Source organism: Microlunatus sp. YIM B11417, assembly GCF_059617205.1.
The window spans coordinates 71,952-85,960 of record NZ_JCAMPJ010000013.1 but is presented as its reverse complement, the minus strand read 5'-3'; the positions used below and the strand labels follow the sequence as shown (position 1 = coordinate 85,960).

Annotated in this window: 13 protein-coding genes; 6 read left to right on the top strand and 7 right to left on the bottom strand. The window is 71.1% G+C overall.

Translation table 11 applies throughout. The features are described 5' to 3' along the window. Positions 1-18: 18 nt before the first annotated feature. The 3 genes from AC6CCG_RS32670 (at position 19) to AC6CCG_RS32660 (ending at position 2,466) form a co-directional block, all read left to right on the top strand. Positions 19-1,296, top strand: coding sequence for a vWA domain-containing protein (locus tag AC6CCG_RS32670; RefSeq protein WP_496659039.1), 1,278 nt, complete (start codon positions 19-21; stop codon positions 1,294-1,296). A gap of 4 nt (positions 1,297-1,300) precedes the next feature. After that, positions 1,301-2,131, top strand: coding sequence for a double zinc ribbon and FHA domain-containing protein (locus tag AC6CCG_RS32665; RefSeq protein ID WP_496659038.1), 831 nt, complete (start codon positions 1,301-1,303; stop codon positions 2,129-2,131). 110 nt (positions 2,132-2,241) lie between these two features. Next, positions 2,242-2,466, top strand: coding sequence for a DUF3107 domain-containing protein (locus tag AC6CCG_RS32660; RefSeq protein WP_496659037.1), 225 nt, complete (start codon positions 2,242-2,244; stop codon positions 2,464-2,466). Between the two features lie 1,522 nt (positions 2,467-3,988). On the opposite strand, the gene AC6CCG_RS32655 is transcribed toward AC6CCG_RS32660, so the two are convergent. Genes AC6CCG_RS32655 through AC6CCG_RS32640 form a run of 4 tightly spaced genes read right to left on the bottom strand, consistent with a single transcriptional unit; the run spans position 3,989 to position 8,382 of the window. After that, positions 3,989-5,206, bottom strand: coding sequence for an ABC transporter permease (locus AC6CCG_RS32655; protein WP_496659036.1), 1,218 nt, complete (start codon positions 5,204-5,206; stop codon positions 3,989-3,991). Continuing rightward, on the bottom strand, positions 5,203-5,919 hold the full coding sequence (locus tag AC6CCG_RS32650; RefSeq protein WP_496659035.1) for an ABC transporter ATP-binding protein: 717 nt from the start codon (positions 5,917-5,919) through the stop codon (positions 5,203-5,205). The genes AC6CCG_RS32655 and AC6CCG_RS32650 overlap by 4 nt, the downstream gene beginning before the upstream one ends. Next, positions 5,916-7,382: a peptidoglycan-binding protein gene (locus AC6CCG_RS32645; protein ID WP_496659034.1), complete on the bottom strand. Its 1,467-nt coding sequence runs from the start codon at positions 7,380-7,382 to the stop codon at positions 5,916-5,918. Before AC6CCG_RS32645 ends, AC6CCG_RS32650 begins: the two co-directional genes overlap by 4 nt. A 1-nt stretch (position 7,383) precedes the next feature. Next, positions 7,384-8,382, bottom strand: coding sequence for a hypothetical protein (locus tag AC6CCG_RS32640; RefSeq protein ID WP_496659033.1), 999 nt, complete (start codon positions 8,380-8,382; stop codon positions 7,384-7,386). Positions 8,383-8,527: 145 nt separating this feature from the next. On the opposite strand from AC6CCG_RS32640, the gene AC6CCG_RS32635 reads away from it, so the two are divergent. Beyond that, the gene (locus AC6CCG_RS32635; RefSeq protein ID WP_496659032.1) at positions 8,528-9,187 is read left to right on the top strand and encodes a response regulator transcription factor; all 660 of its coding nucleotides are present in this window, start codon (positions 8,528-8,530) and stop codon (positions 9,185-9,187) included. Beyond that, on the top strand, positions 9,187-10,491 hold the full coding sequence (locus AC6CCG_RS32630) for a sensor histidine kinase (RefSeq protein ID WP_496659031.1): 1,305 nt from the start codon (positions 9,187-9,189) through the stop codon (positions 10,489-10,491). The genes AC6CCG_RS32635 and AC6CCG_RS32630 overlap by 1 nt, the downstream gene beginning before the upstream one ends. Here AC6CCG_RS32630 and AC6CCG_RS32625 read toward each other — a convergent pair. Further along, positions 10,375-11,055 carry a ferritin-like fold-containing protein gene (locus AC6CCG_RS32625; RefSeq protein ID WP_496659030.1) on the bottom strand — a complete coding sequence of 227 codons (681 nt, stop codon included), beginning with the start codon at positions 11,053-11,055 and terminating at the stop codon, positions 10,375-10,377. The two genes, AC6CCG_RS32630 and AC6CCG_RS32625, sit on opposite strands and share 117 nt — an antisense overlap. A 297-nt stretch (positions 11,056-11,352) precedes the next feature. Here AC6CCG_RS32625 and AC6CCG_RS32620 point away from each other — a divergent pair, with 297 nt between their 5' ends. Then, on the top strand, positions 11,353-12,732 hold the full coding sequence (locus AC6CCG_RS32620; RefSeq protein ID WP_496659029.1) for a DEAD/DEAH box helicase: 1,380 nt from the start codon (positions 11,353-11,355) through the stop codon (positions 12,730-12,732). 6 nt (positions 12,733-12,738) lie between these two features. Here AC6CCG_RS32620 and AC6CCG_RS32615 read toward each other — a convergent pair whose 3' ends face one another. Both AC6CCG_RS32615 and AC6CCG_RS32610 read right to left on the bottom strand, forming a co-directional pair. Further along, entirely contained in the window at positions 12,739-13,398 is a 660-nt protein-coding gene (locus AC6CCG_RS32615; RefSeq protein WP_496659028.1) for a DNA alkylation repair protein, read from the bottom strand. A gap of 51 nt (positions 13,399-13,449) precedes the next feature. Beyond that, positions 13,450-13,878 (bottom strand): NUDIX hydrolase, encoded by a 429-nt coding sequence (locus AC6CCG_RS32610; RefSeq protein WP_496659027.1) that lies wholly within the window; start codon positions 13,876-13,878, stop codon positions 13,450-13,452. Positions 13,879-14,009 lie beyond the last annotated feature (131 nt).

Below are 14,009 nucleotides of genomic sequence, written 5' to 3'. Positions count from 1 at the left end.
GGGATGAAGGGGAGCCTGATGGCCGAGTTTTCCGCCGCTGTGTACCAGAACGAGTTCCTGCCCGACGGCGGCACCGACGTGAACGCGATCGTCACCGTCACCTGCACCGGCGCGGGCCAGGCCGGTCAGAGCGGCGGCGCGGCGGGCGAGATCATCATCGTCGACACGTCCGGGTCGATGGGGACGACCAACATGAACGCGGCCAAGGTCGCAGCGGCCGCCGCGATCGACCAGATCATCGACGGCACCTGGTTCGCCGTCGTGGCCGGTAACCACCAGGCCTACCTGGCGTACCCGCCGGTACGGACCGGCGCCGGCATGGTCCAGATGGACGCCGGTACCCGAGCGGCCGCGCACCAGGCGGTGGGCGACTTCACCTCCGAGGGCGGCACCGCGATGGGTACCTGGCTGACCCTGGCCGGGCGGCTGTTCGACTCGGTGCCGGGGCTGGCCCAGAAGCACGCGATCCTGCTCACCGACGGCGAGAACCACAACGAACTGCCCGAGCAGCTGACCGCCGCCATCCACAACGTGACCGGGAAGTTCCAGTGCGACTGCCGCGGCGTCGGGATCGACTGGCAGGTGGCCGAGGTGCGCCGGATCGCGCAGGCGCTGCTGGGCACCGTCGACATCATCCCGCAGCCGGAGCAGATGGCCGCCGTGTTCGCCGAGTTGATGCAGCAGGCGATGGGCCGCGGCGTGGCCGACGCGCAGCTGCGGGTCTGGTCGCCGCAGGGCGCGCAGGTCCAGTTCGTCCGGCAGGTGTCGCCGCAGCTGGAGGATCTGACCCACCGACGGACGGACGTGAACCCGCTGACGGGGGCGTACCCGACCGGGGCGTGGGGCGACGAGTCCCGCGACTACCACGTCGGGATCCGGCTGGCGGCCAAGGCGGTCGGCCAGGAGCAGCTGGCCGCGCGGGTGCAGCTGGCGCTCGGCGACGAGGTCGTCGCGCAGGGGCTGGTCAAGGCGCGCTGGTCCAACGACGACGCGCTGACCACCCGGATCGACCCGGCGGTGGCCCACTACACCGGGCAGACCGAGTTGGCCGACGCGATCAAGGTCGGGCTGGAGGCGAAGGCCGCCGGCGACGACGCGACGGCGACCGCGAAGCTCGGGCGGGCCGTCCAGCTGGCGGCACAGACCGGGAACGACGAGGCGACCTCGCGGCTGCGGAAGGTCGTCGACATCGACGACGTGGAAACCGGTACCGTCCGGTTGAAGCGTTCGGTGGACAAGGCCGACGAGATGGCACTGGACACCGCCTCGACCAAGACGACCAGGATCAAGGGCTGATTCCATGACTGTCACCTGCCCGGACGGGCACGTCTCCACCTCGGACGACTACTGCGACGTCTGCGGCGCGCCGATCGTCGCCTCCGGCGGAGCCGAGGCCACGCAGGCGCCGGCCCAGCCGGCCGCGTCGTCCGGCACGCCGGCGAGCAGCTCGTCGGCCCCGGCCGCGGAGGTGAGCTGCCCGAACTGCTCGGTGCCGAACCCGCCGGAGGCCTTGTTCTGCGAGGCCTGCGGGTACGACTTCACCACCGGCACCATGCCGCGCACGGCCGAGCCGGCCGATTCGGGCGACCCCGGAGACTCCGGCGACGGCGCGGCGGAGGCCGGTTCGGGTGGCGGCGATGATCAAGCCGGTGCCGCCGACCAGGGCGGTGCACCGGCGAGCGGGCCGGTGACCGGTGCGGGTGATCAGCCTGCGGAGACGTTCGACTGGGTCGCCGAGGTCTGGATCGACCCGGACTGGTACGCGGTGCAGCAGAGCTCCGACCCGCTCCCCTCCGCCGGGCCGCCCGAGATCGTCCCGCTGCGTGCGAAGTCGATCTTGATCGGCCGTACCTCGCGGAGCCGGAACATCCACCCCGACCTGCCCTGCGAGAACGACACCGGCGTCAGCCGGCGCCAGTCCCAGCTGACCACCGACGGCACCCGCTGGTGGGTCGAGGACCTCGACTCCAGCAACGGCACCTTCGTCGGTTCGGCCAGCGGCCCGCTGCCGGAGCAGCCGATCCCGGTCGGCCCCAAGCACGAACTGGACAGCGACGACCGGATCTACCTCGGCGCCTGGACCCGGATCGTGATCCGCGAGGCGACCGAGGACGAGAAGACCGTCGGCTGACGTACTCCGCCTTCGGCGAACAGGTTCTCGCCGCGGTGATCAACTGTGGCACGGTTGACGGTACGGTGTCCCACCCGGGCAGTGTCTGGCAGAGGGTTCAGGAGGAAAGCGTGGAGATCAAGGTCGGCATCAAGCAGGTCACGCGGGAGATCGTGGTGGACACGAACGCCTCGGCCGACGACGTCGCGGAAGCCTTCACCAAGGCCCTGACCGACGACGGCCTGCTCACCCTCACCGACACGTACGGCCGCAAGGTCCTCATCCCCGCCTCCTCGGTGGGCTACCTCGACCTCGGTGAGGAGAACGCCCGCCCGGTCGGCTTCGGCGCCGTCTGACCCTCCCCACCCGATTTCGCCGACCGGTCACCAAAGCAGGCATTCTGGCGGCGTGTCGCTGCGGAAGTGACCGGTCGATCCGGGGTGGGACGGATCGCGCGTCCAAACCCCATGACGACTCTCCCTGGTCGACCTGTGTTTCGTCGGGCCAGGGCCTCGTCGGGCCGGTGTCTCGCCGGCCGGTGTCTCGCTGGCCGGTGTCTCGCCGGCCAGTGCCTCGCCGGGCCGGTGTCTCGCCGGCCAGTGCCTCGTCGGGCCAGGTGCCCCCGGTCGTCCGTCGCCTCGATCGGGCCCGTGCCCCAGCCGGCCCCGAACCTTGGTCCAGCTCGCGCCCCTGACCCGCGCCCCAGCCCACCCCGAATCTCGGTCGAGTTCGCGCCCTCCCCGCGCCCGGGTCCGTGCCCCCAGTCGACGCCGAACCTCGGTCGAGCTCGCGCCCTCACCCACGCCCAGCCAGCCCGAACCTCGGTCGAGGTCGCGCCCTCCCCGCGCCTGGGCCCGCGCCCCAGTCGAAGCCGAACCTCGGTCGAGCTCGTGTCCTCACCGCGCCCGGCCCCACCCCGAATCTCGGTCGAATTCGCGCCCTCCACCGCGCCCGGGCTCGCGTCCCAGCCCACCCCCAAACCTCGGTCGAACTCGCGCCCTCACCGCGCCCACGCCCGCGCCCCAGCCCCAGCCCCACCCCGAACCTCGGTCGACCTCCCGCCTTCACCTTGCCCCAGACGAAGCCGAACCTCGGTCGAACTCGCGCCTCACCGCGCCCGGGCTCGCGTCCCAGCCCACCCCGAACCTCGGTCGAGGTCGCGCCCTCTTCGCGCCCCGAGCCTCGGTCGAACTCGCGCCCTCACCGCGCCAGGCCCACTCTGACCAGGCCCGCACCTCATTCGGCTCCCGCCCTCGATTGCGCCAGCCGCCCGCGGGAACTGCGCCCAGGCGAAGCGCGTTGCCGTGCCCTCACACCCGGGGCTCGGCCCTCCGAGCATGATCACCATCGGGTCATCGAGTGGACGATACGACCACCTGAAATCGATTCCAACGGTACGCAACGTCACACTCGACGCACGCGCAGCGTGGGCGCTCGGCGACGGTCCCAGCGCTGACCGGGTTCGACTCGGCTGCACGATCACCATGGCGACCGCTGGTCTCCGACCCGCGGTCGAGCTCAACGGCGCTCGGGAGCCTCCACCCCGACAATCCGCGGCCACCGAGCGCTGACAACCTCCGCGGTCGAGCTCAACGGCGCTCGGGAGCCCCCGCCCCGACAATCCGCCACCGCCAGCGCTGACAACCTCCGCGTTCGATCACCGCACGCTCAGCGCCGACGCGCTCAAGATCACGCCCACGCACGACGCGCTTGCGTCCGGCTCGGCCGTCGACTTCCCGGCCATCGCACCCGACACCTCGAGACGGCAAACCCTCCCGACGCCCGATCTCGTCATCACCTCCCACACCCGAATCGACCGGTCACTTCCGCAGCGACACGCCGGCAGAATGCCTGCTTTTGTGACCGGTCGGCGGACGGTTATTCGGCTTGGCGGAGGGCGGCCATGGGTTCGATGGCGGCGGCCTTCAGGGCTGGGTAGGCGCCGGCGGCGAGGCCGATCAGGGCGCCGAGAATCGGGGCGGCGACGGGGAGGGCCGGGTGCAGGACCGGGGTCCATTGCTGGGCGAGCGAGACGACGAGGATGACCAGGATCGAGAGGGCGGTGCCGATCAGGCCGCCGACGCCGCCGAGCAGACCGCTCTCGGCGAGGAACTGGCCGGCAATGTGGCGTCGCCGGGCGCCGAGGGCTCGCCGGAGGCCGATCTCGCCGGAGCGTTCCATCACCGACAGCAGGGTCACGTTGGCGATGCCGATGCCGCCGACGACCAGGGCGACGGCGCCGAAGGCGAGCAGCAGCGTGTTCAGGTCCGCCTGGACGTCGGAGCCGAGGCTGCCGGGCGGGGGCGGCGCGGTCACCCGGACCTGGGTCGGATCGTTGGGGGAAGCCGCGATGGCGGCCTGGCCGGCGACCTGCTGCGCCGCGCCGAGCACCGTCCTGATCTCGACCTCCTCGGGGGCGTCCAGGCCATAGCGGTCCACCGCCACCTGGTACGGGATGATCACCGAGTCCAGCAGCTCCGGCCGGCTGCCGGCGTCGCCGACGATCCCGATCACCGAGTACGGATGATCACCGATGAAGATCACCGGGCGCTGATCGACCCGGGTGATGCCGAGCCTCTCTGCAGCCCTGGAGCCGAGCACGACCACCGGATCCGCCCGCCGATCATGGCCCGCGTCGAAGTAGCGTCCGATCGATGTCGAGCCGCCGGCGGCGCGGAGCAGGTCCGGGCTGGTGGCGTACACGTCCAGATCGATCTGCTCGGAGCCGGTCGGGTCGTTGAGCAGTACGCCGCTCACGGTCTGGTCACCGATGTCGACCTCACTGATCGTTCCGGCCGCGACCACCCCGGCCAGCCGGGCGATCCGCTCCGCGACGTCGGCGGCCAGCTGCGGCGCCGAGCCGTCGGCCATCCCGAAGCCGCTGTCGGCCGGGCGGACCACCACCCGGGTCGCCGCCGCCGCATCGAACTTCTCCGCGATCTGTCCGCCGGCGGTCTGGCCCAGGCCGATCGTGGCCACCAGCGCGCCGATCCCGATCACGGTGCCGATCATGGTCAGCAGCAGCCGGGCGGGTCGCGACCCGATGCCGAGGATCGCCTCGTCCAGCAGGTCCCCCGGTCTGATCATGGACTTCATGAGCGCTCCTCAGCGACCGGTTCCAGCCGGCCGTCGATCATCCGGACCCGGCGGTCGGCCCGCCGGCTGACCTGGTCGTCGTGGGTGATCACCGCCAGGGTGAGTCCATCGGCGTGCAGGTCGTCGAACAGTTCCAGGACCCCGTACGCATTGGCCCGGTCCAGGTTGCCGGTCGGCTCGTCGGCGAGCAGCAGGGACGGGCGGCCGGCCAGCGCCCGGGCGATCGCGACCCGCTGCCGTTCGCCGCCGGACAGGGTGCGTGGGGTGAACTCGCGACGGTGGTCGAGCCCGACCCGGCCGAGCGCCTCCTCGGCGCGCTCCCGCCGCTGTCGCCGAGGTACGCCCTGGTAGAGCATCGACAGCATCACGTTGTCCAGCACGGTCCGGCTCTGCAGCAGATGGAAGGCCTGGAAGACGAAGCCGATCCGGCTGCCCCGGACCGCTGAGCGGCGCCGCTCCGGCAGCGCCGACACATCCTCGCCGTCCAGCCGGTACGTCCCGCCGCTCGGCAGATCCAGCAGCCCCAGCAGGTGCAGCAGGGTCGACTTCCCGGAGCCGGACGGCCCGACGATCGACACGTACTCACCGGAACGGATGACCAGGTCGACGCCGCGGACCGCGTGCACCTCGGGCGGGCCGGGGAAGGACCTGGTCAAGCCGTCCAGCTCGACCACGATGTCCTGCTCAGGCACGGCCTCCGGCTCCATGATCATCGGCCGACCACCACCAGGCTGCCCTCGGCCAGCGTGTCCGGCCCCTCCTCGACGTCCTTGCCGTCGGCGTCGACGGGGTGCACCTCGGTCTGGCCGTCGGCGGTCAGACCGGTCCGGACCGACTGCATCCGGGTGCCGCCCTCGGCCGTCTGCACCTCGACCTGGGTCGCCCCGTCGGCAGTCGAGAACAGGGCCGCCGACGGCACCGACAGCACCGCGCCGTCGCTGCTGCCGACCGAGACCGTGACCTTCACGTTGGCGCCGCGCAGGTCCGCCGCCTGCTTCGCGGTGATCTTGTCCGGCACCAGCGTGATCTTGCGGCCGTCCTCGTCGTCGTTCTCGATCTTGGTGATCTTGGCCGGGATCTCGGTGCCGTCGGGCAGTTCCAGCTTGGCCTTCATCCCCTTCTTCAGCAGCTCCGCCTCGGCGGCGGTCACGGTCGCGACCACCTGCGGCTCGGTACCCGCCACGGTCATCACGGACCCGGAGACGGCGGCGCCGAGCTTCGCGGAGACCTCGTCGGCCCGGCGCGGCAGCTTGGGCAGCACCACCACCTCGCTCTGCGGCAGCGGCGTCGCGGCCGCGGCCGCCGCCTCCGACAGATCCTCCTCGGCGTCCTCGACATCCTCCTCGGCCTGGTCCACCGCGTCCTGTTCGGCGTCACCCTCGTACTTGGCGAGCATCTCCTTCAGCTGCGCCTTGGCGACCGCCAACTGGTTCGCCGCTGCGTCGATCGCGGCCTCGTCCTTCGGACGCTGCTTCTTCGCCTTCGCCAGCTGGGCCCGCGCCTGGTCGACCTGGCCCTCGGCGGACAGCCGCTCGGAGCGCTTCGGACCCTTCCTGATCTCCGCCAGCGTCTTCTTCGCCGACGCCAGCTTGCTCTTCGCCGACGCCAGCCGCTCCTTGGCCGACTTCTCCGCGCCGGCCTTGTCACCCGCCGGCTCCGGCGGGTCGTAGCCAAGATCACGATAGAGCTCGGCGACGGCGTCGGCCGTGTCGCTGCCGTACGTCCCGTCGGCCTCCCCCGGGTCGTAGCCGAGCCGCGCCAGCGCCCGCTGCAACTGCTTGACGTCCGCCCCTTCACTGCCCGGCTGCAGGGTCCGGTAGTTCGGCGTCGAACCGGCCAGCGCGATCACCGGCCGGCCGGACACCTCCAAGATCACCATGCCCTCGTCGATCATGGTGCCGACCTTCGGCACCTTTCCGGTGATCACGCCCGCTCCCCCGCTGCCCGGCGCGATCGTGATCTTGGTCGTGTCGTTGAAGCCGACGTCGCCACGGGTCACCACGGTCGAGGTCAGCGGCCCCTTGCTCACCGGAACCGTGACCGGTCCGGCCGACGGCGGCGCCAGCTCGGCCGCCCGGTCGGCCGGCGACTTGAGGAACTGCGCCGCGACGAAGCCGCCGCCGGCGGCCAGCACCGCGGTCAGCGACACCGCCGCGACGAGACGTCGTGCCGACACGTCACCGCCCCTGGTTGATCAGGTCGCGGTACCGCTCCAGCTCGGCCCGGTGTTCCTCGACGAACCGCTGCTCGAGCTCACGCCGTACGTTCTCGTACGTCCCCGTGTAGTCCTTGCGGCAGTCGACGTCGGCCAGCGCCAGCTTGATCTCCTCGGCCCGCAGCTTCGCCACCTTCTCCGGATCCGGCGGCTTCACGTCATCGCCACCGCCCGCCCGCCGGCCCATGGTCACCGAGCCGCCACCGTTCTCCCCCTCCTGGTACTTCCAGCCGTTCAGGTCGGCCCACTTCTTCTGGATCGACTGCTCCGGGTCGTTGATCTTGCTGAAGCCGCCGAACCCGGCCCCGGCCAGACAGCCGGCCCAGTCGGCCACCAGCGGGGTGATCCGCGGATCCGCCTGCACCTGCTCGTCCAGCTTGGCCATCGCCTCGAACAGGCCCTGGAACTCCTGGAAGTCGATCGGCTTCGCGTTCGGGAAGACCTCCTTCTGCGCCTTGCCGTAGCAGCCGCTGTCCTCGCCCGGCTGGCCCATCGGGACCCCACCGCCGCCGTACGTGACGGCCATCCCGCCGCCCTTGCCGTGCAGCGCCTTCAGGTACGCCTCGCGCTGCTTCTCGGTCATCTTCGCCATCCGGTCCCCGTTCGGATCGTCCTGTTCCTGCGCCGGCAGCTCGTCGCGGGTGCTGATGCCGTAGCCGTACTTCTCCACCCAGCCGCGATCGCTCAGGTCAGGGCCCATGGGTTCCTCGGGCGGTTCGACCGCGGGCCGCGGCGTGTACTCGAAGCCCTGCTCCTTCATGCAGCGGGCCACCGCCTCTTCGATCTTTCGTTGGTCGTCCATCGACTTCTGCTTGTCGATCGGCGGATCGAGGTACGCGTCCAGCGGGCGGCTGGTCGGAGCCGCGCCCGGATCCTGGCCAGGAGCGGGTCCGGAGCAACCGGCGACGAGCGCCAGGGCTGACGCGGCGACCGCCGCCCGGACCAGGTGGGTGACCTTCATCGTGATCTCCTCGATCGTTCGTGTCGCTGGGGTGGGATCAGGTCTATCGACGCGCCGGTTAGCCGGTGGTTCGGTCGCAGCTAACCCCGGGCTAACCAGGCCGGTGGCATCCTGGTTGGGCCTGCTGAGGAGAGGAGCGGCCCGGATGCGGATCCTGATCGTCGAGGACGAGACCGACCTCGCCGAGACGCTGACGACCGGTCTGCGCGGCGAAGGCTTCACCGTCGACGCGGTGCACGACGGCGACGCGGCGTTGACCTTCCTCGGTGATCATGACGTCGACGTCGTGCTGCTGGACCGGGACCTGCCGGCGCTCTCCGGCGATGCCGTCTGCCGGGCCCTGACCGCGATCGGCCATCCGGCCCGGATCCTCATGCTGACCGCCGCCGGTACGTTGTCGGACCGTGTCACCGGCCTGGACCTGGGCGCCGACGACTACCTGGCCAAGCCGTTCGCCTACCTGGAACTGCTGGCCCGGATCCGCGCCCTCGGCCGGCGCGGCGGCGGCTCGGTGGCGGCGGCGATCCTGGAGCACGCCGGGGTCCGGCTCGACCCGGCCCGCCGGCTCGCCGAGCGGGACGGCAAGCCGCTCCGGCTGACCCCGAAGGAACTCGGCGTGCTGCAGGTGCTGCTGGAGTCGGCCGGCGGCGTGGTGACGCCGGCCGAACTGCTGGACCAGGTCTGGACCGACGACGGCGAACGGTCCCGCAGCGTGGTCAAGGTCGTCGTGCACGCGTTGCGCCGCAAACTCGGCGAGCCCTCGGTGATCATCACCGAGGCCGGGCTCGGCTACCGGATGGGTTGATGATCATGGGCCTGCGCTTCCGTACCCGCTTGACGATCATGATCACCGGCCTGGTCGCCCTGACCGGTCTGCTGCTGCTCGGCATCGAGTACGTGATCATCAACCAGCTGTTCCGGGTCTCGATCGCGGTGTCCGGCCAGGCGGCGCCGGTGCAGGTCTATCCGGCCGAGCCGTACTACACCACCCCCTATCAGACGACCAGCCGGTTCGCGGTCGAGAACGAACTGGCCAGCACCGTGCTCGGCGGGCTGATGCCCTGGTCGGTGCTGGCCCTGATCGGCTGCACGGCGCTGGCCGCCGTGCTCTCGTACCTGCTGGCGGGGCGGGCGGTCGGCCGGATCACCGAGGTGACGACGATGGCGCGGGACCTGTCCACCCGGGACCTGCACCGGCGGTTGTCGCTGCCCGGCCCGCGGGACGAGATCAAGGAACTGGGCGACACGTTCGACGCGATGCTGGACCGGCTCGAAGCGGCGTTCACCGCGCAGCAGCGGTTCGTGGCGAACGCCTCGCACGAGCTGCGCACTCCGCTCACGGTGAGCCGGACCGCGTTGGAGATCCCGCTCGCCCAGGGCCGGGTGCCGGCCACCATGGAGGGCTCGGTACGGACCGCGCTCAAGGCCGGCCAGCAGAGCGAGCGCTTGATCAACGCACTGCTCGCGCTGAGCCGGACCGACGACGTGGCGATCAAGGTGGAACCGGAGGACCTCTCGGCGATCGTCGACGACGCCGTGTTCGACCTGGCCGAGCAGGCCGAGCGGGCCGGCGTGACCATGATCAACCGGCAGCCGGCCGGACTGGTCGTCGAGGCCAACCAGACCATGCTCGGCCAGGCGGTGAGCAACCTGATCGACAACGCGATCACGCACAACCGGGACGGCGGCACGGTCTGGATCGACGCGAGTCGCACCGACGACACGGTCGAGCTCAAGATCGAGAACACCGGCGTCCTGCTCGCCGGGCACTCCGTCGAGCTGCTCCGGGAACCCTTCTACCGCGGTACGGAGACCAGGCTGGCCGGAGCCCGTGGCAGAGCGGGCCGCAACGTCGGGCTGGGGCTGTCGATCGTCAACTCGATCGCCGCCCGGCACGGCGGCACGCTCGACCTGGCGGCCCGCAGCGGTGGCGGCCTGATCGCCGTCCTGAAACTGCCCGCGCGACCCGGGCCGGCGCCCCAACCGAAGGCGTCAGGCCTGCAGGCCGAGCCGCGCCATCCGGGCCGTGTGCCGCTCGACCAGCCGGGTGAACATCCGGCTGATCGCCGCCAGATCCAGGCCGGGGCGATCGACGGTGCCCGTCAGTAGGCTGGTCAGCGCGTCCCGGTCGGCGGCCACCCGCTGCGCCTGACTGAGCGCCTCCCCGACCAGCCGACGGCCCCACAGGGCCAGCCGCCCGGCGACCCGGCGGTCGGCCCGGATCGCGTCGGTCACCCGCGTCACCACGTACTCGGCCTGCAGCTCGTTCGCCAGCACCTCGTTGACCAGGGCCCGGGTGTCCGCGTCGACGAAGGCGGCAACCTCCCGGTAGAAATCGGCGGCGAAGCCGTCGCCCACGTACGTCTTGAGCAGGCCCTCCAGCCAGTCCTTCGGCGCGGTGTGGGCGTGGAACGCGTCGAACGGGGCGTGGAACGGGCGCATCGCCGTCATCACGTCGCTGCCGAGGTCGGTCAGCCGGCCCGCGACGCGGTCGAAATGGTCCATCTGGCGGGCCGCGAGCTGTGCGATCTCCACCTTGTCGGCGAGCGTCGGCGCGGTCCGGGCGTCCTCGGCGAGGCGCTCGAACGCGGTCAGCGTGCCGTACCCCAGAACACCCAGCAGATCGACGGCTCCGGCGAGATATTCCGGATCGGACGGGACGGCGGCGGTCATGCCCGTAGTCTGCCCGGTCGGCCCGGATTCGTGGGTTCGCTAGGTCGGCGGGTTACAATGCGACCTGGTGCGGGGTTTGTGCGCCTGCCGTACCGGCGACATCGTGCGCTGGAGCTGAGAGGCTCCCCGATGCTGCTGCCGGACCGCCGTACCACGAAGACTTACACGGAATTGCAGACTGGCAAAGGGAAGATCCTGACGAACGAGACGCTAGCGGAGACCGCGCCGGAAACCGGCGGACCGCAGACCGACAAACCCCAACCGATCGCTGAGCAGACTTTCGCCGACCTCGGCGTGATGCCGGCCATCACCGAGGCCCTGGGCAAGGTCGGCATCACCCATCCGTTCCCGATCCAGGCGATGGCGCTGCCGATCGCCCTGACCGGCTCCGACCTGATCGGTCAGGCCCGGACCGGCACCGGGAAGACCCTCGCGTTCGGCATCACGATGCTGCAGCGCGTCGTCGCGCCCGGCGAGCGCGACTTCGACGAACTGGCCAAGCCCGGCGCACCGCAGGGCCTCGTCGTGGCTCCGACCCGCGAGCTCGCGAGCCAGGTCGCCAAGGACCTCACCACCGCGTCGACCACCCGGAAGGTGCGGCTCTGCACGGTCTACGGCGGCGTCGCGTACGAGCCGCAGTTCGCCGCCCTGGCCGAGGGCGTCGAGGTCGTCGTCGGTACGCCCGGGCGGCTGCTGGACCTGGTCGACCGCCGGGTCCTCGACCTGAGCCACATCAAGGTGATGGTGCTCGACGAGGCCGACGAGATGCTCGACCTGGGCTTCCTGCCCGACGTCGAGCGGATCCTGTCCAAGACCCCGGAACTGCGCCAGACCATGCTGTTCTCGGCGACCATGCCGAGCGCCATCGTCAACCTGGCCCGGCGGCACCTGCGGCACCCGGTGAACATCCGGGCCGAGGCGAGCGGCGAGGAGGCGACGGTCCCGACCACGGCCCAGTTCGTCTACCAGGCGCACGATCTGGACAAGCCCGAGGTGGTGGCCCGGATCCTGCAGGCCGAGAGCCGGAACCGGGTGATGATCTTCAGCCGGACCAAGCGCAGCGCGCAGCGGATCGCGGACGACCTGGTCGACCGCGGCTTCTCCGCGCGGCCGATCCACGGTGATCTTTCCCAGATCGCCCGGGAGAAGGCACTGAAGCAGTTCCGCGGCGGCGGCGTCGACGTGCTGGTGGCGACCGATGTCGCGGCCCGCGGGATCGACGTCGAGGGCGTCAGCCACGTGATCAACTACGAGTGCCCGGACGACGAGAAGACCTACATCCATCGGATCGGCCGGACCGGCCGGGCCGGTGCGACCGGGGTCGCGATCACCTTCGTGGACTGGGCCGACCAGACCCGCTGGAAGGTGATCAACAACGCCCTCGGGCTGCCGTTCGAGCAACCGCAGGAGACGTACTCGACCTCCGATCACCTCTTCCACGACCTCGGCATCGACCGCTCGGTCAAGGGCCGGATCGCTCCGCCCAAGGAGGACGACCGGCCGGTCCGCTCGGAGCGGTCCGATCGTTCGGAGCGCGGGGACCGCGGAGATCGCGGCGAGCGGCGGCGGGAGCGGAGCCGGTCGGCGGATCAGCCGCGCCGGACCCGCACCCGGACCCGTCGCCGGCTGCGCAACGGCGAGCCGGTCGAGGCCAGCGCCGGCGACAGCGACGCCTGAGTCTCCTCAGGCCTGCTGCCGGCGGACCATCTCGTTGATCCAGACCGGGGCGTACGGCGACGTACACCCCGGTGAGGTCGGATAGTCCTTGAGCACCTCGAGCCGCTCGCCGATGCCGATCGCGCGGGCGCGGAGTTCGGGGTGCTCGATGCCGAGCTGAGCCAGGCAGGTGTTCATCGCCCACTGGAGCCGGTCCGGCGCGTCCTTCAGCTCGGCCTCGATGGTGTCGAGCAGGCCGTCGAGATCGAGGCCCTCCGGCTGCTTGGCCACCCGGTCCGACGTCAGGGCCCATCCCGCGCTCGCGACCACCGGATCCGGATCGTCGATCCAGGCCACCCGCAGTTCCTCCGCGTACAAGCTCTTCTTCACCACGTAGCCGACCAACCAGTCGTGCACCTTCGGCGCCCGCGCCTCTCGCAGCATCGCGTCGAGTTCCTCCCTGCCGTACGCCTTCGGACGGCAGATCAGCAACGCCAACAGGCGGGCCGCGGTGTCCCCCGTCGCCCAGAGCTCACCGGCGAGCTCATGCTGCGTCTTGAGCCGCTTCGCGACGGCCCGCAGCCTGGTCAGGTTCACCCCGTGATCGTCCCCGTGCCTGACGTTGACCGCCCGCACCTTCGGATCCTCGAGTGCCCGCAACTCCGCCATCACCGCATCCAGGTCCACACCCCCATCCTCGCCGAACGCGAGCCCCGGCTCCAGCCGCCCGCGATCGGGTCAGTCGATCAGGTCACGGTCGACGAGGGTGGCCATCAGCTCGCGCTCGGCCTCGGTCACCCGGTCGCCGTCGGCGGAGGTCAGCCAGGCAAGTTCCTCGACCTCGCTGTGCGGGGCGAGGTCGCCCTCGTGCTCGGCGGTGTAGGCGATGAAGGTGATCAGGTCGTCCCGGCCGTCGCGGAACACCACGTAGGTGCCGACATGGCTGGCCGACTCGAGCCGGATGGTCGCGCCGAGTTCCTCGGTCACCTCGCGGGCCAGGGTCTGCAGGTCCGACTCCCCGGCCTCGCGGGCCCCGCCCGGCAGGTAGAACAGGGTCCGTCCCTGGTTGCGGCCGACCAGCAGCCGCCGGTCGACGATGTGCACCCAGCCCACCTTCTCCACGCCGCTGTGCTTCGCCGTCGTCCGATCCAGCTTTCCCGAGGTCATGACGTCATCCTGCCCCGCGGCCCGCCGGAATCCGTACCGCAGCGGTCGTCTTCTCTGGCTCCGGACAACCCGGGCCGCTCGAAGGCCCCTTCCGCCCCACGCACCGACCGGTCAGTTCTGCAGCGACACGC